Source organism: Paenarthrobacter sp. YAF11_1 (genome assembly GCF_052113445.1).
GTDB lineage: Bacteria > Actinomycetota > Actinomycetes > Actinomycetales > Micrococcaceae > Arthrobacter.
In genome coordinates, this window is sequence record NZ_JBFRDF010000004.1 from 372,148 (window position 1) to 391,786 (window position 19,639).

A 19,639-nucleotide genomic window follows, 5' to 3' on the forward strand; every position below is an offset into this window, starting at 1 on the left:
CGCCCCAAACATCCCCGGTGGCATAACAGCGGCCGAAAGAGCATCAGCCATCACGAGAAGACAAGACCGGCACGCCCGTAAGCCAGTGAGGATGTAGGTGGCACCACCTGCTGAGTCTGACTCACCGTAAGCCTGACGCGATTCTGCTGTCCTTGGATCGATTGGTCGACTTGATGGGCGGTGCTCTTCGAGCTGGCCCTTTACCACGCATGTGCACAGCGAACCTATTGCCACGATGGTGGTAGCCCACCTGCCGTTATCTGTCCCTCAGTTTGCCAGCGTGGGCCAGTACAGAAGCGGCTGCGGCCTCGGGGTCCGGCGTTGAGATCAGCCACGTGCGCTGGGGTGTCTCCAGGACGATGGTCGGACCGCCGACCAACAGTCCCCATGTTCGCTGGCCCAAGTACCGGACGCCGAAGCCTTCTGTCATGGAACTGGACGGCGCCGGGGAGGCATCAATGATGTCCTCCAGCGTGATGGTCCTTGAGTAGAACGGCCGGCATCTGACCACCAAGTTCTGGCCTGTCGCTTCAATGGTCACGCTTATTCGGAGTACCGAAACTGTTAGGAGCGCAATGACCGCAACCAGCACTGCGCTCATCAGCAGGACTCCGCTGGGAATGGCCGTTGCAATGATGAAGAAGCAGAGCAGGCCCACCACACTTGCGATGACCTTCTGGGAGCCGCGACTGATCCGGGCCTCTGAAATCACTAATGTCGCCCTATCGCCGCTCAGGGTCTTGCGAGTCACGGGTTCCCGTCCTATTTTCGCGTTTCGATTGCACCAACTGATCTACGGACAGAACCACCGCAACAACAACAAAGCCGATCAGCATCGCATAGACAAAGCCCAGTGGCCGCACCAATAGTGCGTACGTCCCAAATCCGAACACGAACATCAGCAGGCTACGTCTGGTTTTGACACTCATGAATTCCCCCAAGAATATTTGCCCCGTGCGAGCATGGGGCGAGCCTACCCGTCGTGAGGCAGGGGGCAAGTCAAGCCCGGTTCAGGGACGGGGGACGGCCGGTTCCTTGCGTCCGCGCAGCGATCACCCGGTTCAGCTGGGCCAGCACCTGCTGAGGACTCCCTCCGGCATCCACCACCACAAAGTCGTCAAACTCGGGAAGCGAGCGGTATGCGGTGCGGAAAGCCTGCAAATCAGCCAGTGTTTCGTTGTCGGTCCCACGGGCTGTCACCCGTTGGTGGGCGAGGCGGGGGTCGACGTCGAAATGGACGGAGAGGTCCGGCGCTGGGAGCTTTCCCAGCAACCATGGAAGCAGCCGGCCGCGGCCTAAACCGTTGGCCTGACGCAGTGCGAGCTGGCAGTGCAGGTGACGGTCCATCACCACCAGGCCGTCGAACTTTTGGGCGCGGGCATGGTTGAGAAGCACGTTGAACAACCTGACGCCCGTTTCAATGACGTCGGCCAGCCGCGGTGGCAGTTTCCAGCCAAACCGCTCGGACAACAGCGACAACCGCCGGCGGGCAGCATGGTTGCTGAGCAGCAGCGCATTCCGCCCCTCAGAACGGGCCGATTCAACCAAAGCGCGGGCCGCCGTCGTTTTTCCTGAACCGTCAATTCCTGTCAGAACAATGAACATGAGGCCTCCCCTCGTTTCCTTACCAACGAAGGGAGGCGCCGTCTTGTGCCGTGATGCGGCGTGAGTCAGCCCACAGGCCGCCATGTGAAGGTGGGCTGCTCGCGGTTCAGGAACGCGTTGATGCCGATCTCCATATCTGGGCTGTCCGGCATGGCCGACCACGCCTCAGCCCACTCCTGGTCAATAACCGCCAGGCCGGAACCGGAGGCGTCCGTCAAGTCCATCAGCCGCTTCATCGACTGCATGGAGAACCGCGAACGGCTCCGGAGCGTACTCACCAGCGCTGCGCACTTCTCTTCAAAGGATTCGGAAGGCACGACGTCGGCCACCAGGCCGAGCGCGCGGGCTTCAGGGGCGCTGAAGGTCTGTCCGGTGAGGAGGATGTACTTGGCGTTAGCCTGACCCACCTGCCGGATAAGCCGTTCGATACCAGGCCTCGGGTAGATGATGCCGATCTTGGCCGGGGTCAGCCCGATGACGGCCCGTTCGTTGGCGATGATGAAGTCGCAAGCGGAGGCAATCTGCCAGCCGCCGCCCATGCAGGCACCTTCTACCAGCGCCACCGTGGGTTTGGAAAGGGACGCGATGGCAGAATCAGCGGCGCTGAGGTGGTCCACGGTGGAGCCGTCCGCTTGGGGATCGATGAGGACGGACGCCAGTTCGCTGATGGCGGCCCCGGCGCAGAACGTGTTCCCGGCGCCGCGGAGCACCACTACTGCAACGTCAGGATCGGCGTCCAGCTGAGGCGTCAATTCCTGGATCTCCAGGCACATGGCCCGGGTCAGCGCATTCCTCTGGGCAAGGTTGCAGATTTCAACCGTTGCCACGCCGTCAGCGATGGACACGGAAATGTGGCCTGCGCGGGAGGTCTCGGGACGGGCAGTCTCTGCTGCGGATACCAGGGTCATCGCTGTGCTCCCATCGTTTCCGGAACCAGGGCGGAAGCCGGCACGCAAACGAGGCGACCCTCGCGCTCCAGCCGGGTGACGTCGTCGTGCGTCATTCCACGCTCCATCAGTATTTGGGCGGTGTGTTCGCCGAGCAGCGGCGGGGGAGCCAGGATTTCGCTGGCCTCCCCGTCCAAGCTGAGCGGGCCGCGGAGCAGGGGGAGTGCGGACCCATCACGTCGCCTGCTGTGCTGGACGAGCCCCAGGGCGGCAACCTGGTCCGAGGCCAGTGCTTGGGTGTAGTTGTAGATGGGGCCGCACGGGATCCCGGCCTCGCTGATCAGCGGAACCCACTCGGCGGCGGGCTTCGAGGACAGGGCGGTTTCAATGAGCTGCGTCAGCTGATCCCTGTTGGCCGAGCGGTCCGCGCCGGTGATGAAACGGGGGTCCTCCACGGCGGTGGGCATCCCGATCAGTCCGCAGAACGCGCGCCATTGCTTGTCGCTGCCCACGGCGATATTGATGGATTCCGTGGCCGTGGCGAACATGCCATAGGGGGCGATGACCGGGTGGTTGTTGCCCTGCGGCGTGGGTGCTTCACCGAGGCTGAGCGCCTTCTGTCCTTGGAATGCGGACAGGTTCAGGGCCGTCTCCAGCAAGGAGGTGGACACGCGGCCGGGGCGCTCGCCGTTCCGGGACCCCAGGAGTGCTGACACTATTCCGAAAGCGCAGACCATCCCGGAGGTGATGTCGACGATCGGTATGCCGACGCGGAAGGCCTCGCCAGGGCCGGAACCGGGGCCTGGGCCCGTGACGGACATCAGCCCGGACATTCCCTGGATGACCTGGTCCAGTCCCGCGTCGTCCTTGAGCGGGCCGGCGTTGCCGAAGCCGGTGACGGATCCAACCACGAGCCCCGGGTTCAGCTCTTCAAGCCGGGCTGCTGTGAAGCCCATTTTCTCGAGCGTGCCGGGCTTGAAGTTTTCCACCAGGACATCCGCGTCGGCGATCAATCCGGAGAGGATTTCACGTCCCTCAGCTGAATAGAAGTCCAGGCACACGGAGGCCTTATTGCGGTTGACGGAGTCGAAGTAGAGGCTGTGACCGTCCTGGAACGGCGGCCATTGGCGGGCTGTGTCACCACCATTGACGCTTTCGACCTTGATGATCCTGGCGCCCATGTCGGCAAGAAGTGCGGTGCAATAGGGGCCGGCGAGGGCCCGGCTGAGGTCGATCACGGTGATTCCGCGGAGTGGTTTGAGCATGATTGCTGTCCTAACTTTTTGAGTGGTTTAGAGGCTGGATGGCAGCACCAGGGCGCCCACCAGCAAGAGCGGCCCAGCCACCACCATGGACAAACCCCAACGGGTGAGGAACCTGGTGATGCGCGGACGCTCATCGGCGTCGACGGTGGCCACGAATGTGGCGCCGACGGTGGAGAACGGCGAGACGTCAACAATCGACGAGCACACGCCAAGTGCGGCAATGACCGCCCATCCGGCGACGTCCCCGGAGGCCACCAACGGAAGTGCCAGTGGAACCAGGGCGGCGAGCATCCCGGTGGTGGAGGCGAAAGCGGAAATGAGGGCGCCGATAGCGCAGATCACCAGCGCGGCCAGCAACGGCGTCCCGACGGCGCCGGCTGCTTCGCCGAGCAACGCGACGGCTCCCATAGTCTGAAGCACTCCGACGAACGTGATGATCCCGCCCACCAGCAGGACGGTTGACCAGTCGATTTTGGCTACGGCAGATTTGCCCGATTGTGGGTCGCAGAGCGTGAGGACCGAGGCGAACGCGAAGCACAGGACGCCGATGTCCGGGTTGGCGCCGAGGACGGACATGAGGATGACGGTGACAACCAGTCCGGCCATGCAAAGCACGGTGATGATCTGGTTGCGGTTCAGGCGCGAAGGCTGCGGCTCAGGGGCCGGCTCGTCCAGGACCTGGACGGCCTGTTCGGCGGCTTGCTTGCCCCGCGCAATGTTGCCTTCGCGCTCAAAAGGGTGCGACGGCGTCGGGCGGCTTGCGCTGAAGCGCGGCACGTTGGTGCCGAAACCGTCAGCCGTGCGGGTGTTGAGCAGCTTGAACCCGCCGAAGAGCGCATAAGCGGCCCCCAGCATCAAGACGTTGGTGCCCAGGGCCACGCTGAAAAGGACCAAGGGATCCAGGTCGATTCCCGCTGCCCTGGCGGTGCCGTAGGTGACGATGCCGAACAGGCTGGTGGGAGCGAACCCTCCGGCGCTGAGGCCCGAGCCGATGGCCAGCCCCATGAGCATGCGATCGATGCCGTACCGCTTGGCCAGGGGCATCCCGATGGGTGCCATGACCAGTCCGGCCAAGGGTGAGCCCATGGCAGAGATGCCGATGGTGAGGGCGAAGAAAGCCAAAGGAAGGAAGAAGGCACGGTCACCCACTTTGGTAATGGCCATCTCGATGATGCGGTCGATGGTCCCGTTGGCCTGCGCGATCGCAAAGAAGTAGGTCACACCGACAAGCAGGACAAGGATTCCGATGGGGAAGCCTGCCGCCACCTTCTCGATGGTCATCCCGGCCATCCAGACCCCCACGCCGGCTGCCGCTGCGAACATGAGCACTCCAATGTGCACTTTGCGCAGGGTGGCCAGGGCGAAGACGCCTACAAAGATGGCGAGGGCCAGTATCTGTAATTCCATAAGCCCGAACTCCAATCAAACTACATCGGTTCACTGGATGAACCGTCGGTTCATTTTGGGAAGTCGCCTGTAATGTAGGGCACTGGAGTTAGTCGGTCAAGCGGGAGGGTTGCATGAGCACGCAAAGCGTCGTCACGGCCATCAGGGTGCTGGAAGCAGTCTCGGACAACCAGCCCGCAGGTTTGTCCGAGCTCAGCCGCGAAGTGGACGTGCCCAAGGCCACCGTGCTCCGCATGCTCAGGACGCTGGCCGAACTGGGCTGGGTGGCGCAGTCCGAAGTCCAAGCCAGCAAGTGGGTTCTGACCAACCATGCCTTTGCAGTGGCGAGCCGTGGCAGCAGCGGATCAGTGATCCGTGACGCTGCAATGGGCCCTTTGAACGCGCTGCAACTGGATACGACGGAAACGGTTCACTTGGCGGTCCCGGACCGCAGATACATGCTGATCATCGAGCGTCTTGACACCCCGCACGTCCTGAGGGCCTTCCTGCCGCTGGGTTCGCGCCTGCCGATGCACGCCTCCTCCACGGGAATGGCTTACTTATCCGCTGCCGACGAGGCCTTCGTTGACGATTACCTGGCTGGCCCGCTGGAGGCGCTGACACCGCAAACCGTGGTGGATCCGGCGCGGCTTCGCGCGATGATCGTGGACACGCGTGCCCGCGGGTACTCCATCAACGAGCAAGGACTCAGCACGGGCATCACCTCAATCGGCGTGCCGCTGCTGGGACCCGGCGGTGTGGCGGCCGGATCCATCTCCATCTCGGGACCCTCCAGCAGGATAGTCCCGGCCAAATACGAGGAATATGGAGAAGCGGCCACCGGCACCGCCCGTGAGATCAGCAGGGCTCTGGGAGCGTTCTCCGCCAAGGGCTACTAAGTTTCCTGTCAAAATACTTCGCCGCAACTCAAAGCGCGCCTATCATGATGCTGTGGACGTGCTTCCTTGGAGTATTGGTTCCGTTTGAACCGATTCCAAGGGGGTACTAAAGCGATATGGAGAACTATTTCTTCGATCGGTGCCCGTTGGCATGGGTGGCGCCCCTTACCGGGGTACCAGCGGACGCCTTCCTGAATAGACACAATTTATTGAAGGGATGCGTAGCTCAATGAACACACTTTTAATAATCGCCGGCGTAATCGCGATCATCCTGCTCCTCGTGGGCGGATTCAACCAAGCCCTCAGCTTCCTGCTGTGGGTGGGAATTATCCTCCTGGTGCTGGCCCTTCTGGGCTGGGTTCTTGGCCGTGGACGGTCGCGCGTATGACAACAGATCCAAACGAAGTTGCCGGTTTTACCCAGGTTCGCGATGGTACTACCACCCCAGGGAATCCCATTCCCAGGGATCCTGGGATGCCTGAATCCAGCGGGCAGGTACCTGTAGGTGACGCCTCGTCGGAAAGTCCGGACGACGCCGTCGACGCTGGCCCCAGCGAGTCAGCAAGCCCGCCCGGACCGGCAGAAGAAAAGGACGAAGGAACCACGGACAACCGTGGGCTGACCACCGAACCCAATCCCACGGATTGATCGGGTCAGAGCGGCTACGCGCTGGAAGAATCCAGCCCGTGGCCGCTTTCTTTTTATCGAACCACCCTCGGTGGTTCGCCCGCTAATTCCGGAAAGTTTCACGGATGGGGAAGAAAATGCGCATCGGTTCAATCATCGGGCTGATTGTTGTAGTTTGGCTCGTCATCGGCGCAATTGCGGCCGGCCAGCGGGGTTATTTCAGCGCCCCACCTGCGCAGTGCTCGCAGTTTGCAACCATAGCCTTGAATATTGTTGTCGGCCCCCTGAATTACACGGGACTGGACCCGCAGGGCGGATGTGAGGTTCCGCAGCCGTCCTGACATGACGCGAGGCTCATGACGCGAGGCCGGACGATACAACGTTTGCCAGTGAATTGCTAAGATTACTGATTATTTTGGCCTCGGCATGGACATGGCACTAAGTACCCTTATAGGTTCGAAGTGTTCCATTAACACGTTCCACCGCTCAGGGAAAGGACAGGTCACATGGACAAGCAGAATGCCACACCGGAAGAGGAAGTGGGAGGCTACGGCACTCCTACGGCAGAGCAGGAAGCCGGCGGAGGCCAGGCGCAGCCCCGCGTGGAAGAGGACATCGAGGAGGCCGGCCTCGGCGAAGGCACCGGCGCGCCGAACCTCAGCCACCTGGATCCGGAGGATTCGGACAGTGCGGGCGAGCCCGGTGCCGGCCGTTTCGGCGGAACCGAAGAGCAAGCCCACGCCGAGCAGTCCACCGTGCCGGACGGCAACGATGACAGTTTGCCGGATGGCAGCGGCAACGATCTTCCCGAGGAAGAGTCGCCCAACGACGATGACGAAGAAAGTTTCGACGCCGGCTAAGAGCTTTGGCTGGCGCGCTCTAGACAGGCGCGCCACTGGTTAAGCAGCCAGCTGGCTGGCGCGCCACAAGCAGTACAGCACGAGCACCCGAGACGCGATCGAAGGAGCAACCCTATGGCTACGGTCAACAAATCAATCGATGTAGATGTCCCTGTCTCTGTCGCCTACAACCAGTGGACGCAGTTCGAGACCTTCCCGGAATTCATGAACGGTGTGGAGTCGGTGCAACAAATCGATGACACAGCACTGCATTTCGCTACGAACGTCGGTGGCGTGAAACGCGAGTACAACGCCCAGATCATTGAGCAAGTCCCGGACGCGCTTGTCAGTTGGGCAAGCGTCGATGGACCACGCAATGCTGGCACGGTCAGCTTCGAACCACTTGCAGACGCCCGCACCCGCGTGACCGTGGCGATCGATTGGGAGCCCGAAAGCCTTGCTGAAAAGGCGGGATCGGCGCTGCACGTCGATGAACTGCGCGTAGGTGCCGACTTGGACAAGTTCAAGAAGTTCATTGAAGCCCAGGGGCATGAAACCGGGGCATGGCGCGGAACGGTATCCGGCGGCGACGTTGATGACACGGGCCAGACGTTCGGAAGCCTTCCCTAGCGCGAAGCTTGGGACTGGCTCACACTGGATACAGCACCAATAGATAGCTCCAACGAGGGCCGGCCACTATCACGGGCCGGCCCTCCGGCTTACCCGGAAGGGAGTCCTGACAGCCATGGCAACGTCCAGCACCGTGGAGGCCGAGCGGAAATTCGACGCCGACCCGTCCACTCCGCTTCCTGAGCTGCACACTATCGACGCGGTGGGGGCCGTGGGTGAACCGGCAAGTTACCGCCTGGAGGCCAATTACTTCGATACCCGCCACCTTGCCCTGGCTGCCCGCGGAATAACCTTGCGGCGCCGGACCGGTGGACCCGACGCCGGCTGGCACCTCAAATTGCCCCTTGGCCCCGGAAAGCGGACGGAGATTCACGCACCGCTGGGCACCGTGGAAACGGTCCCGGTGGAACTCATGGACCGGGTGCTCGCTTATACGCGCGGCCATGCAGTGGCGGCAGTGGCCACACTCACCACAGAACGCACCAGCTACGCGCTGTACGGCCATGGCGGCGAACGCCTGGCCGACTTCGTCGACGATTACGTACGAGCCCACGTTTTCGTTGGTGAGCCCCGCGAGGCGGAGTGGCGGGAATGGGAAGTCGAATTGGCAGCGCAGGACGGCACGGACGAAGCCCTCCTGGAAAACCTCGCCGAACAGCTCTCAGGTGCAGGAGCGAAGCCCAGCGACCGAACATCCAAACTGGCTACTGCCGTGGGTGACTTATGGCCGGAGCTCAAAGGAAACGGCCGCGCGGATTCCTTCAATGAGGGTGCAGCAGTTGTCCCGATACTCACGTATCTCCAGGACCAGATGGCCGATCTCCTGCTTCAGGACGCCCATGTGAGGTTGGGTCGGGATGACTCAGTCCATCAAATGCGGTCAGTAATCCGCCGTGTCCGATCGGTGCTGCATTCCTACCGCACGCTCTTTGAGCCGGCCCCGGTGAAGGAACTTGGGCGCGAGCTGAAATCGTTGGCCAAGACCTTGGGCCGGTACCGGGACACGGAGGTCCTGCACGCACGGATGAGAAAGCACCTTGATGAACTGCCGGTGAACCTCGTCCTGGGCCCGCTGCACGACGAGTTGGATCAGCGCATGGCTGTCAGGGCGGACACGGCAATGGGAGCTGTCAGGAACCGGCTGAACAGCCCCCGGTACTTTCGGCTGTTGGACGAACTCGAGGCCTTGATCGATGCCCCACCGGTCACACCGCAAGGGCAGGAAACGGCTCGGAAAACAACGGTGAAGCTCGTCAACAAAGCCGCCAAACGGCTCGGCAAGCGCCATGACGCGGCGCAGGCTGCCGCCGTCGGGCCTCAACGCGACATCGCGTTTCACGAGGTCCGAAAGTCCGCCAAGAAGCTGCGTTTCGCGGCCGCGGCGGTAGAGAGTGTCCACGGCAAACGAGCCGCAAAGGTGGAGGACAGGGCCCACAAAATCCAATCGATCCTGGGCCACCATCAGGACAGCGTGATGTCTCGTGCAGAGCTGCTCAAACTGGGCTCAGCCCCGGGAATCAGCAGCGCTGCGTTTACCTACGGCGTGCTGCACGCCATGGAACGCAGTGCCGCCGACTCCACGGAAAAGGAATACCTCCGCCACAGCAAGAAGGCGCTGAAGCTCCGGCTCAAGAAATAGGAGTCTACTTCTTGAGGAACGCCAGCAGGGCCTCGTTGATCTCCGCGCCGTGCGTCCAGAGCAGACCGTGCGGTGCGCCTTCGATTTCCAGATACTCGGCGCTGGGCAACGCGTCTTTGAAACGACGTCCGGTGACGTCGATGGGCAGGATATTGTCAGCCGTGCCGTGGACGATCAAGGCCGGCACGTCGATTGTGGGGATGTCGGCCCGGAAATCCGTGAGCCACGTTGGCTGCGCGGCAACCGAGGCGAAGGCTCCGGACTTGCTGGCCAGGTTCCAGCTGGCGTCCACGGCTTCCTGGCTGAGGCGGTCCGTGCCCAGGAAGGTGTCGCTGTTGTAGAAGTTCTTAAAGAAGTCGGTGAAGAACGCGTAGCGGTCTGCTGTGACTGCGGAGGCAAGGCCGTCGAACACGTCCTGCGGCACGCCGTCGGGGTTGTCATCGGTCTTCAAAAGGAAGGGTTCCAGCGAACCGAGGAAGACGGCTTTGGCGACCCGGGCGGAGCCATACGTGCTGATGTAGCGCGCCACCTCGCCGGTGCCCATGGAGAAGCCCACCAGGACGGCGTCGTTCAGATCCAACGTGTCCAGGACGGTCTTGAGGTCTGCGGCAAAGGTGTCGTAGTCATAGCCCACAGTGGGCTGGCTGGATTTCCCGAAACCGCGGCGATCGTAGGTAATGACGCGGTAACCGGCGTCGAGCAAGGCAGCGGTCTGCTTCTCCCACGACGAACCGTCCAACGGGTAGCCGTGGATCAGGACAACCGCCTGGCCCGTTCCGTGATCCTCGTAGTAGAGCTCAATCTCAGTGCTGTTTTCGTTTCCGACGGTGATGTAAGCCAAAACTCAAGTCCCTTCGATGCGGTTCAACACGAACGTTTCCAGCCTACTGTCCTGCTGCGGCGCCGGCCCTGTCGTGGTGTTGACGGGCCGCAGCCACCGCGTCCATGTTGTCCTCCGCCCATTCCTTCATGTCGAAGATGATGGGGAGGAGCGACCGGCCTCGGCGCGTGAGTTCATAGTCTGTCCGGACCGGAACTGAGGCAGTGACCTCCCGGTCAATCAGGCCGTCGCGTTCCAAGGAGCGAAGCGTGGACGTGAGCATCTTCTGGCTGGCCCCCGGGATGAGTCGCCGCAGCTCACTGTGGCGCTGCGGTCCATCCTCCAAGGCGAGCAGTACAAGCGTCACCCACTTGCTGCTGATGGCTTCCAACAATTGGCGTGCCGGGCAGAGTTCCAAGGAAGCGTTGTAGTGATGCTGCGCTTTCCGACGGTTCTGTTCAGCCGTGAGTGTCATGACCTCATCATTGCAGGAACGTCGAGGTGCCCTGGGCACAACAAAGTGCGTTCTTACGCTGTGTGAACTACCCGGGTGAGGATCGATGAGGGGTCACAGCGTCCCCCGCCTGAAAGGAAACAATGCCCTCCATCCTCCACATCAACGCCTCACCCCGCTATGCCACAAGCGATTCTCTGCGGTTGGCCCGGCACTTCATTGACTCAGTTCAGGCTGCGGCTTCGGCGACGTTCGAACTGGAAACTTTGAACGTGTTCGACGACGGCGCGCTGCCGGCTTTCGGTCGCACAGCTGCGGCTGCCAAGATGGCTGTCTTCACCGGACAGGACCAGACTCCGGATCAGATTGCGGCCTGGGAATCAGCCCGCGCAGTCTTCGACCAGTTTGCAGCCGCAGACGCCTACGTTTTCAACATTCCCCTGTGGAACTCCGGCGTTCCTTATGCCCTGAAGCAATGGATCGACATCGTAACCCAGCCGGGCTGGAGCTTTGGGTTCGACGCCGAGAAGGGCTACAGCGGACTCATGAAGGGTAAGCACGCGCTGGCCATTCACAGCAGCGGAGTTTACTCTCCCGGAGTTTCGCCGGCCTTCGGCTCCGACTTCGGCAGCACCTACTTTGCCGACTGGTTGAACTTTGTTGGCATCCAGGATGCCACGCACATTCGTTTTGCCCCGACAGTCCTCAATGCGGACGTCGAGGGCACACGCCGTACTGCCGAGAATGAACTCGGCGACGCCGCGCTCCTGTTCGCGGGCAAGCTCGGCGCGCTTGAGTTACTCAGGGACTGATGCCCGCTACAGGTTGGTCATCCGCTCGCCGGCCTCGTTGTACCGGCCGCCTTCCACGGTGATCTTCGCCGCGGCTGCTTCGATTTCGTCCAGTTCAGCAGGTGAAAGCTCGACGTCGGCCGCGGCCAGGTTTTCTTCCAGGCGGTGCAGTTTCCGCGTGCCGGGAATCGGCACGATCCACGGCTTCTGCGCCAGCAGCCAGGCCAAGGCGATCTGGCCCGGCGTCGCGCCTTTTCGATCAGCGATTCCGGCCAGCAGGTCTACCACGGCCTGGTTGTTTTGCATGGCTTCCGGCGTGAACCGCGGGATGGTGCTGCGGATGTCGTTACCGGATTCGAAGGTGGTGGAGGTGTTGATGGTGCCGGTCAGGAATCCCTTGCCCAGCGGGCTGAACGGGACAAATCCAATGCCCAGTTCTTCGCAAACGTCCAGGACATCCTCCTCGGGGCGGCGCCACCACAACGAGTACTCGCTTTGGACGGCAGCCACGGGAAGAACGGCATGGGCACGACGGATGGTGCCGGCGGCGGCTTCGGACATGCCGAAGTGCTTGACCTTTCCGGCGGCCACCAGTTCCTTGACGGCACCTGCCACGTCCTCGATGGGAACGTCAGGGTCAACGCGGTGCTGGTAATAGAGGTCCAGGGCATCTACTCCGAGACGGCGCAGCGACCCTTCCACTACTTCCTTGATGACCTCGGGACGGCTGGTGACCTTGCCGCTGGGCTTCCGCTCAGCGGGGTCGATGTCCCAACCGAACTTGGTGGCGATGACCACCTGATCCTTGAACGGTGCCAATGCTTCGCCGACGAGTTCTTCGTTGGCATAGGGGCCGTAGATCTCGGCGGTATCGAAGAAGGTCACTCCGTGCTCCACGCCTGTGCGGATGAGGGAGATCATTTCGTCGCGATCCGGCCGTTCGCTGTAGCCGCCGGTCATGCTCATGCATCCCATGCCAATCGCGGAAACCTCCAGGCCGCCGGTGCCAAGTGTGCGCTTTTCCATAGTGGGTCTCCTGTGCTGTTGGGACTGATTGCTACTTCGACGTTATGGGGCCAGACCGGACTGAGGGAGTCCCTGACATTACCCCTCACTTATCTCTAGTTGCCCGCAGCAACCAGACGTAAACTGGCCTTCGGTTCACAACCCTTTGGTTCGGAGTCCCCATGCTGTGGAAGGTACTTGTTCGCTTCCTGAGGCCGCATCAGCGGCTGTTGATCGCTGTCGTCGTCTTCCAGCTGGCGCAATCCATCGCCTCGCTGTACCTGCCCACGCTGAACGCGGACATCATCGACAACGGCGTGGCCACCGGGGATACGGACTACATCCTGCGCATGGGCGGGCTCATGCTGCTGATTACCCTGCTGCAGATCGCGTGTGCCGTGGTTGCGGTGTACTTCGGCGCGAAGGCTGCCATGGGGATGGGCCGCGACCTCCGCGACGCCATCTTCAGCCGGGTGGGCGAGTTCTCAGAGCAGGAGGTCACCAGATTTGGTGCACCGTCGCTGATCACGCGGTCCACCAACGACGTCCAACAGGTGCAGCAACTGGTGCTCATGTCCTGCACGCTCATGGTCGCGGCTCCCATGTTGAGCATCGGCGGCGTGATCATGGCCGTGCGGCAGGACGCCCAATTGTCCTGGCTGATCGCGGTGTGCGTGCCGGTGCTGCTGGTGGCGGTTGGGTTGATTGTGACCCGGATGGTTCCGCTGTTCCGCAAAATGCAGGTCCGGATCGACGCCGTGAACCGTGTCCTCCGCGAGCAGCTCACCGGCATTCGCGTGGTGCGGGCCTTCGTGCGCGAGGACATGGAGGCCGCCAGGTTCGGCAAAGCGAACGACGACGTCACCGACGTTGCGCTGCGGGCCGGCCGTTTGATGGCGCTCATGTTTCCGGTGGTCATGTTGGTCATGAATGTTTCGTCCGTGGCGGTGATCTGGTTCGGGTCCTTCAGGATCGAGGACGGTTCCATGCAGGTGGGCACGCTGATTGCGTTCCTGAGCTACCTGATGCAGATCCTCATGTCCGTCATGATGGCCACGTTCATGGCCGTGATGATCCCGCGTGCGTCCGTTTCCGCCGACCGCATCGGCGAGGTGCTGGAGACCGACTCCAGTGTCCAGCCGCCGTCGAACCCTGTCACGGGTGGCATCCGCCGCGGCGAACTGGAAATGCGCGACGTCGGATTCGCCTACCCGGGTGCCGAGCAGCCGGTGCTGAGCGGGCTTTCTTTCACCGCCCGTGCGGGGGAGACCACGGCGATCATCGGCAGCACGGGTGCTGGGAAAACCACGCTGGTGAACTTGATGCCACGCCTCTTCGACGCCACCAGCGGGTCCGTTCTGATGGACGGTGTGGACGTCCGTGAACTCCATCCTGACCTGCTGTGGGGCCACATCGGGTTGGTGCCGCAGCGGCCTTACCTGTTCTCCGGCACAGTCCGCAGCAACCTCCAGTACGGCAAGCCCGATGCCACCGAGGAGGAGCTGTGGCAGGCGCTCTCCGTCGCCCAGGCCCGGGACTTTGTTGAAGAAATGGAGGGCGGCCTGGATGCTCCCATCTCGCAGGGCGGCACCAATGTGTCCGGCGGGCAGCGGCAACGGCTCGCAATCGCCCGCGCCTTGGTGAAACAGCCAGAGCTCTACATCTTTGACGATTCCTTCTCCTCACTGGACACCGCCACCGACGCCCGGCTCCGGCAGGCCCTCAAGCGCCACACCAACGCCGCCACGCTGCTGATCGTCGCCCAGCGGGTCTCCAGCATCGCCGACGCGGACCAGATACTGGTGCTCGACGACGGCAGAATCGTTGGGCGCGGAACGCACGAGGAACTATTGGAGACGTCCGAAACGTACAGGGAAATCGTGTCCTCCCAACTCGCGGCGGAGGAGGCGGCATGAGCGCTGTATCAGCCGGGCCGCGCGGTCCCCAAAGGCCAGCGATGGGTCCAGGCCGCGGTGGCCCGTTTGCCGGGATGAACATTCCTGCCGAGAAGGCATCCAATTTCAGTGCCTCTGCCCGGCGTTTATTGGGGACGCTGCGGCCGGAACGGCTATGGCTGATCCTGGTGCTGGTATTTGCCGTGGTCAGTGTGGCTTTGTCCGTGATCGGGCCCAGGCTCCTCGGCGAAGGCACCAACCTGATCTTCGCTGGCGTCGTCTCCCAACAGCTGCCCGCAGGGGTTTCCAAAGCCGATGTCATCGCAGGGTTGCGCGCCTCAGGTGACGACAGCAAGGCGGACATGCTGGGCGCCATGACCCTCACACCCGGCGTCGGAATCGACTTCGGTGCGCTGGCCTCGGTGCTGCTGTGGGCGCTGGCGCTCTATGTCCTGGCCTCAGCGTTCGGGTGGATGCAGGCTTACGTGCTCAACGGCGTCGTACAGCGGACCGTCTACCGCCTCCGCGAGCGGATCGAAGCGAAAATCCACAGGCTGCCCCTCCGGTATTTCGATTCCATCCAGCGCGGTGAGCTATTGAGCCGGGTGACCAATGACGTGGACAACATCTCCCAAAGCCTGCAGCAATCCATCAGCCAGGTGGTCTCCTCCCTGCTGACGGTGCTGGGTGTGCTGATCATGATGTTCCTGCTCTCGCCGCTGCTGGCGCTGATAGCGCTGGTGACCATCCCGCTGACTCTGGGGACCACGCTGCTGATCGCCAAACGGTCCCAAAAACTGTTTGTGGCGCAGTGGAAAAACACCGGCGAACTCAACGGACAGATCGAGGAAACGTACACGGGGCATGCTCTGGTGAAGGTCTTCGGTCGGCAGAATGAGGTGCAGGAGAAGTTCCGGGCCAAGAACGGCGAGCTGTACCAGGCGAGCTTCGGTGCGCAGTTCGTGAGCGGGCTGATCATGCCGGCCATGACGTTCATCGGCAACCTGGTCTATGTAGGCATTGCTGTGGTGGGTGGCCTGCAGGTCGCGTCCGGTTCCATGCAATTGGGCGACGTCCAAGCCTTCATCCAGTATTCCCGGCAGTTCACCATGCCCCTGGCACAGCTCGGATCCATGGCAAACATGCTGCAATCCGGTGTTGCCTCTGCGGAGCGCGTTTTCGATCTGCTGGATGAGGAGGAAGAGTCGGCCGAACCCAGCCCCGTGCCGCGATCCGGTCCGGCGCGAGGGCGGCTCGTGTTCGAGAACGTGTCTTTCCGCTACTCGCCGGACAAGCCGCTGATCACTGACCTCAGCCTCGTTGCCGAACCTGGGCAAAGCATCGCGATTGTTGGACCTACGGGCGCGGGCAAGACCACCCTGGTGAACCTGATGATGCGCTTCTACGAGCTGGACTCAGGACGGATAACGCTCGACGGCGTGGACGTCGCCTCGATCCCGCGGCACGAGTTGCGCTCGCGGATGGGCATGGTCCTCCAGGACACGTGGCTGTTCGGCGGGACCATCCGCGACAACATTGCTTACGGCCGGCCAACGGCTTCCGAGGCCGAGATCATGGAGGCTGCCCAAGCCACCTATGTGGACCGCTTTGTGCGATCCCTGCCCGAAGGCTACGACACCTTGCTGGATGACGAAGGCGGAAACGTGTCGGCCGGCGAAAAACAGCTGCTCACCATAGCCCGGGCCTTCCTGTCCCGCCCATCGGTGCTGATCCTGGACGAGGCCACCAGCTCCGTGGATACCCGCACCGAGGTTCTGGTGCAGAAGGCCATGAATGCCCTGCGCTCTGACCGGACCAGCTTCGTGATCGCCCACCGGCTCTCCACCATCCGGGACGCCGACCTCATCCTCGTGATGGAAGCCGGGCAGATCGTGGAGCAGGGAACCCACTCGGAGCTGCTGGCCTCAGGTGGGGCATACTCGCGGCTGTACGAGGCGCAGTTCGCGGCTCCGGCTGCCTTTGAGCCCTAGATTTGTTGTGGGCACACTCTCGTGTCCGCCACTGTGAGTTGTTAGGACTTGAGACCCATCACAACCATTCCCGATCTCCTTCAGCTCACCCCGGAAGCCCGGCAGGTCCTCGATTGCCTGCGAGCTGCCGGCGGCCGTCCGCTCATTGTTGGGGGCTCAGTCCGGGACGCGTTGCTCTCCCGTGCCAGCGGTGCCGCAGTGGATTCGAAGGACATCGACATTGAGGTTCATGGATTGACCACGGCCCAAGTAACTGCGGCGCTCCCGGGCCACGTCATGGAAGTGGGGCAGCACTTCGGGATTGTCTCCGCGACCGTGGGCGGCCAGGTCTTCGATGTTTCACTGCCCCGTCAGGAGTCCGAGACCGAAGCCTTCGCCCGCCGGGACTTCACCATCAACGCGATGGGATGGGACGACCTGAGCGGGACCATTGTGGACCCGTTCGGGGGACAGGCTGACCTGGCGGCGGGAATCCTTCGGCACACGAGCGCTGCGTTTGGTGACGACCCGCTGAGGGTGCTGCGGGCCATGCAGTTCAGTGGCCGGTTCGGATTCGAGCTGGTTCCTGAAACGGCGGAACTGTGCCGCAGCCTGGCACCTGCTTTCGTGGATCTGCCCAAGGCGCGGATTTGGGGCGAGTTCTACAAACTCGCCTCGAAAGGGACCTTCATCTCCACGGCTTTGGACACCCTGTTCGTGTCCGGTTGGGAAGAGCACTTCCCGGAATTGGCTGCGACAAGGGGCGTTCCGCAAGACCTCGAATGGCATCCGGAAGGCGATGTGAACATCCATCTGGGCTTGGCCGGCGACCAAGCAGCCCGGATCGCCCGGCGCGACCACTTGGGTGCCGGCGAAACCGCAACCTTGGTGCTGGCCGCCATCACCCACGATTTCGGCAAGGCAGTGTCTACCACCATCGATGTGACCGGCAGGATCACTTCCAACGGTCACAACGTCACGGGGGTTGAACCTGCGCGGAGCTTCCTGCGCCGGATCGGAGCGCCGGGGCGATACGAAGACAAGATCCTGCCGCTCATCCGGGAACACATGTGCCACACACCGGAAGGCCCGCAGGGAACCATCAGTGACTCGGCGGTCCGCAGGCTGATGAGGCGACTGGATCAAGCGAACAGCGGACCATCCATGGAGGACTGGGCCCGGCTCGTGGAAGCCGACAAAGAGGGGCGCGGGCCGGGCGCACATCAGGGTGTCAATCATCTTCCTACCTGGCTCGCGAAGGCTGAGCGGCTGGCCAAGGAGCCTGTTGTGGGCACTACTTTGCTCAGGGGCGCCAGTTTGGCTGCGGCGGATATTCCGCGTGGGCGGTTGTGGCAGTTCGTTATAGAGCAGAGCCGCGACGTTCAGGACGATGGCTTGTTCAGCGACGAAGAAGGTGCGGCGGCCTGGTTGTTCGCCAACAGGGACACTGTCGTGGCCGAGGCAGGGCGGCGCTTGGCCGAGTTCCAGGCCGCGGCGGAGGGGAAGAAAGCAAAGGGTGTGGCTTCCTGACCTTGTTTGAATGCTCTTGAAGCTAAAGTCACCCCGGATTGGTTGCATCTGGGTCCTCGCCGCAGCAAAGAGGGTCAGGAAGCTACGGGCATCACGGCAATCTGGACGGCCGCAGCACGTTGGCATCCCCGGCCTTGGCGGGGTCGAGCGGCACCGGACTGACCAGTACTGCCGGTCCCCGATGCAGCAGGCCGCCCGCAATCACCTGGCATCGGACGCCCCCTCGCCCGCGCATGGCTTTGTGGGCACCCGGAGCCAGCATTTCATCCATCCATGCGCAGGGGTGGGCCGGGCGTCCGGCCTTCAACCGCACCACATTCCCGCCGGACTCAAGCGTGAACTCGTGTCCAAGCAATGGAGCCAACTCCGCACCCCTGATCACCACGTTCCGCCGGGTCAGGAGCGGATCGAAGGGCCCGGCCCCGAGTTCAGCGGCGATCGCTTCCAATGCCTCTTCGGCAAAGAGTGTCACGGCAGCGTCCATGTGTGCGGCCTTGCCAAAGAACCTGTCGCCAACAATTCCTTTGCCAGTGACCAGTTCCACTTGGTCCGCGTCAGTGGTGGGGACATCGGCGGCGCCCTCCCGGGCGCGGCCAAAGTAGGCGTGGGCCGGCGACACCAAAAGGTGCAGCAGCTCGACGTCGTACCTGTACTCGGTGGTCATTCCTCAACGCTAGACCTCGAACGCAAGCATTGCCTCTGAATGTAAAGGGTGCTTTACTTCAACCATGAGTAAAGTTTCCTTTACATCGAGGCGCGCGCCAGTCCATCATTACGTCCTTGCTGTCATCCTCGGCGCTATCCTGACCATCGCGGTCGCACTGTTGGTGGGAGCATCAAACCCGGGCGATTTCTGGCTCGCGGCCGGCATTGGCGCCCTCTGTGCTGCCTACCCCGCGATGTCGCTCGGCATCAGGGTCTTCGTTTCACGCCACACCGTCACCCGTGATCAGCATGGTGAGCAGAGCGTAGAGCTCCAGTGGATGCGCCAAGCTGGTGCCGGAGCGTTCCTCGACGTGCTGGTTGCCACCTTCGTTGCTGCCGTGGTGCTGGCGGTTGGCCGGTTTCAGATCGAAGCACTCCCGGTCCTGCTGGGGCTTGTGGGGCTTAGTGCCTTGGATGCCGGCCTGCGATACCTGGCCATTCGGCACCGTGCGCTGAAGTGAAGAACAACATCGCCGAGCGCCGGGCCGGGCGACGATGGACACAAGCCGACCTCGCTGCTGCCCTGGGTGTGTCCAGGCAGACGGTCATTTCCATCGAGCGGGAAAAGTTTGACCCATCGCTGCCCTTGGCCTTCCTGATCGCAAGAACCTTCGACTGCGCCATCGAGGACATTTTCACCGTTGATTGACGTGGCTGTGTCCTGCGTCGCAGCGCTCTGGGCACCCGCGCGG

The 19,639-nt window shown here is 62.5% G+C and carries 22 protein-coding genes; 13 read left to right on the plus strand and 9 right to left on the minus strand.

Annotated elements, in window-relative coordinates:
- Positions 1-256: 256 nt before the first annotated feature.
- The 5 genes from AB4Y77_RS09320 to AB4Y77_RS09340 form a co-directional block, all read right to left on the minus strand.
- Positions 257-751 (minus strand): hypothetical protein, encoded by a 495-nt coding sequence (locus AB4Y77_RS09320; RefSeq protein ID WP_442013712.1) that lies wholly within the window; start codon positions 749-751, stop codon positions 257-259.
- 248 nt (positions 752-999) lie between these two features.
- Positions 1,000-1,605, minus strand: coding sequence for a dTMP kinase (locus AB4Y77_RS09325; RefSeq protein ID WP_442013713.1), 606 nt, complete (start codon positions 1,603-1,605; stop codon positions 1,000-1,002).
- Positions 1,606-1,670: 65 nt separating this feature from the next.
- Complete coding sequence (locus tag AB4Y77_RS09330; protein ID WP_442013714.1) at positions 1,671-2,513, minus strand: enoyl-CoA hydratase/isomerase family protein; 843 nt, start codon at positions 2,511-2,513, stop codon at positions 1,671-1,673.
- Entirely contained in the window at positions 2,510-3,757 is a 1,248-nt protein-coding gene (locus AB4Y77_RS09335) for a CaiB/BaiF CoA transferase family protein (protein WP_442013715.1), read from the minus strand. Before AB4Y77_RS09335 ends, AB4Y77_RS09330 begins: the two co-directional genes overlap by 4 nt.
- Positions 3,758-3,784: 27 nt before the next feature.
- The gene (locus tag AB4Y77_RS09340; protein WP_442013716.1) at positions 3,785-5,164 is read right to left on the minus strand and encodes an SLC13 family permease; all 1,380 of its coding nucleotides are present in this window, start codon (positions 5,162-5,164) and stop codon (positions 3,785-3,787) included.
- Positions 5,165-5,277: 113 nt separating this feature from the next.
- Here AB4Y77_RS09340 and AB4Y77_RS09345 point away from each other — a divergent pair, with 113 nt between their 5' ends.
- The 7 genes from AB4Y77_RS09345 (at position 5,278) to AB4Y77_RS09375 (ending at position 9,777) form a co-directional block, all read left to right on the plus strand.
- A complete protein-coding gene (locus AB4Y77_RS09345; RefSeq protein ID WP_442013717.1) occupies positions 5,278-6,042 on the plus strand; it encodes an IclR family transcriptional regulator in 765 nt (254 codons plus the stop codon).
- A 229-nt stretch (positions 6,043-6,271) separates the two neighbouring features.
- Positions 6,272-6,430 carry a hypothetical protein gene (locus AB4Y77_RS09350; protein WP_198318272.1) on the plus strand — a complete coding sequence of 53 codons (159 nt, stop codon included), beginning with the start codon at positions 6,272-6,274 and terminating at the stop codon, positions 6,428-6,430.
- An 86-nt stretch (positions 6,431-6,516) separates the two neighbouring features.
- Positions 6,517-6,690, plus strand: coding sequence for a hypothetical protein (locus AB4Y77_RS09355; RefSeq protein WP_311213599.1), 174 nt, complete (start codon positions 6,517-6,519; stop codon positions 6,688-6,690).
- A 104-nt stretch (positions 6,691-6,794) separates the two neighbouring features.
- Positions 6,795-7,010: a hypothetical protein gene (locus tag AB4Y77_RS09360; protein ID WP_442013718.1), complete on the plus strand. Its 216-nt coding sequence runs from the start codon at positions 6,795-6,797 to the stop codon at positions 7,008-7,010.
- A 165-nt stretch (positions 7,011-7,175) separates the two neighbouring features.
- Positions 7,176-7,529 (plus strand): hypothetical protein, encoded by a 354-nt coding sequence (locus tag AB4Y77_RS09365; RefSeq protein WP_198318271.1) that lies wholly within the window; start codon positions 7,176-7,178, stop codon positions 7,527-7,529.
- A gap of 114 nt (positions 7,530-7,643) precedes the next feature.
- The gene (locus tag AB4Y77_RS09370) at positions 7,644-8,138 is read left to right on the plus strand and encodes an SRPBCC family protein (protein WP_311213601.1); all 495 of its coding nucleotides are present in this window, start codon (positions 7,644-7,646) and stop codon (positions 8,136-8,138) included.
- A gap of 115 nt (positions 8,139-8,253) precedes the next feature.
- Positions 8,254-9,777 carry a CYTH and CHAD domain-containing protein gene (locus AB4Y77_RS09375; RefSeq protein ID WP_442013719.1) on the plus strand — a complete coding sequence of 508 codons (1,524 nt, stop codon included), beginning with the start codon at positions 8,254-8,256 and terminating at the stop codon, positions 9,775-9,777.
- A gap of 4 nt (positions 9,778-9,781) precedes the next feature.
- On the opposite strand, the gene AB4Y77_RS09380 is transcribed toward AB4Y77_RS09375, so the two are convergent.
- Both AB4Y77_RS09380 and AB4Y77_RS09385 read right to left on the minus strand, forming a co-directional pair.
- Positions 9,782-10,618, minus strand: a complete 837-nt coding sequence (locus tag AB4Y77_RS09380) for an alpha/beta fold hydrolase (RefSeq protein WP_442013720.1) — start codon at positions 10,616-10,618, stop codon at positions 9,782-9,784.
- A gap of 43 nt (positions 10,619-10,661) precedes the next feature.
- A complete protein-coding gene (locus tag AB4Y77_RS09385) occupies positions 10,662-11,072 on the minus strand; it encodes a winged helix-turn-helix transcriptional regulator (protein WP_311213604.1) in 411 nt (136 codons plus the stop codon).
- A gap of 122 nt (positions 11,073-11,194) precedes the next feature.
- Between AB4Y77_RS09385 and AB4Y77_RS09390 the strand changes: the two genes are divergently transcribed.
- The gene (locus AB4Y77_RS09390) at positions 11,195-11,863 is read left to right on the plus strand and encodes an FMN-dependent NADH-azoreductase (protein ID WP_311213605.1); all 669 of its coding nucleotides are present in this window, start codon (positions 11,195-11,197) and stop codon (positions 11,861-11,863) included.
- A gap of 6 nt (positions 11,864-11,869) precedes the next feature.
- On the opposite strand, the gene AB4Y77_RS09395 is transcribed toward AB4Y77_RS09390, so the two are convergent.
- Positions 11,870-12,868, minus strand: coding sequence for an aldo/keto reductase (locus tag AB4Y77_RS09395; protein ID WP_311213606.1), 999 nt, complete (start codon positions 12,866-12,868; stop codon positions 11,870-11,872).
- Between the two features lie 161 nt (positions 12,869-13,029).
- On the opposite strand from AB4Y77_RS09395, the gene AB4Y77_RS09400 reads away from it, so the two are divergent.
- The 3 genes from AB4Y77_RS09400 to AB4Y77_RS09410 are packed head-to-tail and all read left to right on the plus strand — an operon-like array spanning position 13,030 to position 18,242.
- A complete protein-coding gene (locus AB4Y77_RS09400; RefSeq protein ID WP_311213607.1) occupies positions 13,030-14,763 on the plus strand; it encodes an ABC transporter ATP-binding protein in 1,734 nt (577 codons plus the stop codon).
- Positions 14,760-16,733 carry an ABC transporter ATP-binding protein gene (locus tag AB4Y77_RS09405; RefSeq protein ID WP_311213608.1) on the plus strand — a complete coding sequence of 658 codons (1,974 nt, stop codon included), beginning with the start codon at positions 14,760-14,762 and terminating at the stop codon, positions 16,731-16,733. Before AB4Y77_RS09400 ends, AB4Y77_RS09405 begins: the two co-directional genes overlap by 4 nt.
- A 48-nt stretch (positions 16,734-16,781) precedes the next feature.
- A complete protein-coding gene (locus AB4Y77_RS09410) occupies positions 16,782-18,242 on the plus strand; it encodes a CCA tRNA nucleotidyltransferase (protein ID WP_442013721.1) in 1,461 nt (486 codons plus the stop codon).
- A gap of 91 nt (positions 18,243-18,333) precedes the next feature.
- On the opposite strand, the gene AB4Y77_RS09415 is transcribed toward AB4Y77_RS09410, so the two are convergent.
- Positions 18,334-18,906: an MOSC domain-containing protein gene (locus AB4Y77_RS09415; protein WP_311213610.1), complete on the minus strand. Its 573-nt coding sequence runs from the start codon at positions 18,904-18,906 to the stop codon at positions 18,334-18,336.
- A 64-nt stretch (positions 18,907-18,970) separates the two neighbouring features.
- Here AB4Y77_RS09415 and AB4Y77_RS09420 point away from each other — a divergent pair, with 64 nt between their 5' ends.
- Positions 18,971-19,408, plus strand: a complete 438-nt coding sequence (locus tag AB4Y77_RS09420) for a hypothetical protein (protein WP_442013722.1) — start codon at positions 18,971-18,973, stop codon at positions 19,406-19,408.
- Positions 19,405-19,596 carry a helix-turn-helix transcriptional regulator gene (locus tag AB4Y77_RS09425; protein ID WP_311213612.1) on the plus strand — a complete coding sequence of 64 codons (192 nt, stop codon included), beginning with the start codon at positions 19,405-19,407 and terminating at the stop codon, positions 19,594-19,596. The genes AB4Y77_RS09420 and AB4Y77_RS09425 overlap by 4 nt, the downstream gene beginning before the upstream one ends.
- The last annotated feature ends 43 nt before the right edge of the window (positions 19,597-19,639 follow it).

Excerpts from the sequence above, each read along its gene's own strand:
- AB4Y77_RS09400 (WP_311213607.1), top strand. The coding sequence starts at position 13,030 with ATGCTGTGGAAGGTACTTGTTCGCTTCCTGAGGCCGCATCAGCGGCTG.
- AB4Y77_RS09355 (WP_311213599.1), top strand. The coding sequence starts at position 6,517 with ATGCCTGAATCCAGCGGGCAGGTACCTGTAGGTGACGCCTCGTCGGAA.
- AB4Y77_RS09375 (WP_442013719.1), top strand. The coding sequence starts at position 8,254 with ATGGCAACGTCCAGCACCGTGGAGGCCGAGCGGAAATTCGACGCCGAC.
- AB4Y77_RS09395 (WP_311213606.1), bottom strand. The coding sequence starts at position 12,868 with ATGGAAAAGCGCACACTTGGCACCGGCGGCCTGGAGGTTTCCGCGATT.
- AB4Y77_RS09390 (WP_311213605.1), top strand. The coding sequence starts at position 11,195 with ATGCCCTCCATCCTCCACATCAACGCCTCACCCCGCTATGCCACAAGC.
- AB4Y77_RS09370 (WP_311213601.1), top strand. The coding sequence starts at position 7,644 with ATGGCTACGGTCAACAAATCAATCGATGTAGATGTCCCTGTCTCTGTC.
- AB4Y77_RS09360 (WP_442013718.1), top strand. The coding sequence starts at position 6,795 with ATGGGGAAGAAAATGCGCATCGGTTCAATCATCGGGCTGATTGTTGTA.
- AB4Y77_RS09325 (WP_442013713.1), bottom strand. The coding sequence starts at position 1,605 with ATGTTCATTGTTCTGACAGGAATTGACGGTTCAGGAAAAACGACGGCG.
- AB4Y77_RS09350 (WP_198318272.1), top strand. The coding sequence starts at position 6,272 with ATGAACACACTTTTAATAATCGCCGGCGTAATCGCGATCATCCTGCTC.
- AB4Y77_RS09415 (WP_311213610.1), bottom strand. The coding sequence starts at position 18,906 with ATGACCACCGAGTACAGGTACGACGTCGAGCTGCTGCACCTTTTGGTG.
- AB4Y77_RS09345 (WP_442013717.1), top strand. The coding sequence starts at position 5,278 with ATGAGCACGCAAAGCGTCGTCACGGCCATCAGGGTGCTGGAAGCAGTC.
- AB4Y77_RS09365 (WP_198318271.1), top strand. The coding sequence starts at position 7,176 with ATGGACAAGCAGAATGCCACACCGGAAGAGGAAGTGGGAGGCTACGGC.
- AB4Y77_RS09335 (WP_442013715.1), bottom strand. The coding sequence starts at position 3,757 with ATGCTCAAACCACTCCGCGGAATCACCGTGATCGACCTCAGCCGGGCC.
- AB4Y77_RS09330 (WP_442013714.1), bottom strand. The coding sequence starts at position 2,513 with ATGACCCTGGTATCCGCAGCAGAGACTGCCCGTCCCGAGACCTCCCGC.
- AB4Y77_RS09420 (WP_442013722.1), top strand. The coding sequence starts at position 18,971 with ATGAGTAAAGTTTCCTTTACATCGAGGCGCGCGCCAGTCCATCATTAC.
- AB4Y77_RS09340 (WP_442013716.1), bottom strand. The coding sequence starts at position 5,164 with ATGGAATTACAGATACTGGCCCTCGCCATCTTTGTAGGCGTCTTCGCC.
- AB4Y77_RS09405 (WP_311213608.1), top strand. The coding sequence starts at position 14,760 with ATGAGCGCTGTATCAGCCGGGCCGCGCGGTCCCCAAAGGCCAGCGATG.
- AB4Y77_RS09385 (WP_311213604.1), bottom strand. The coding sequence starts at position 11,072 with ATGACACTCACGGCTGAACAGAACCGTCGGAAAGCGCAGCATCACTAC.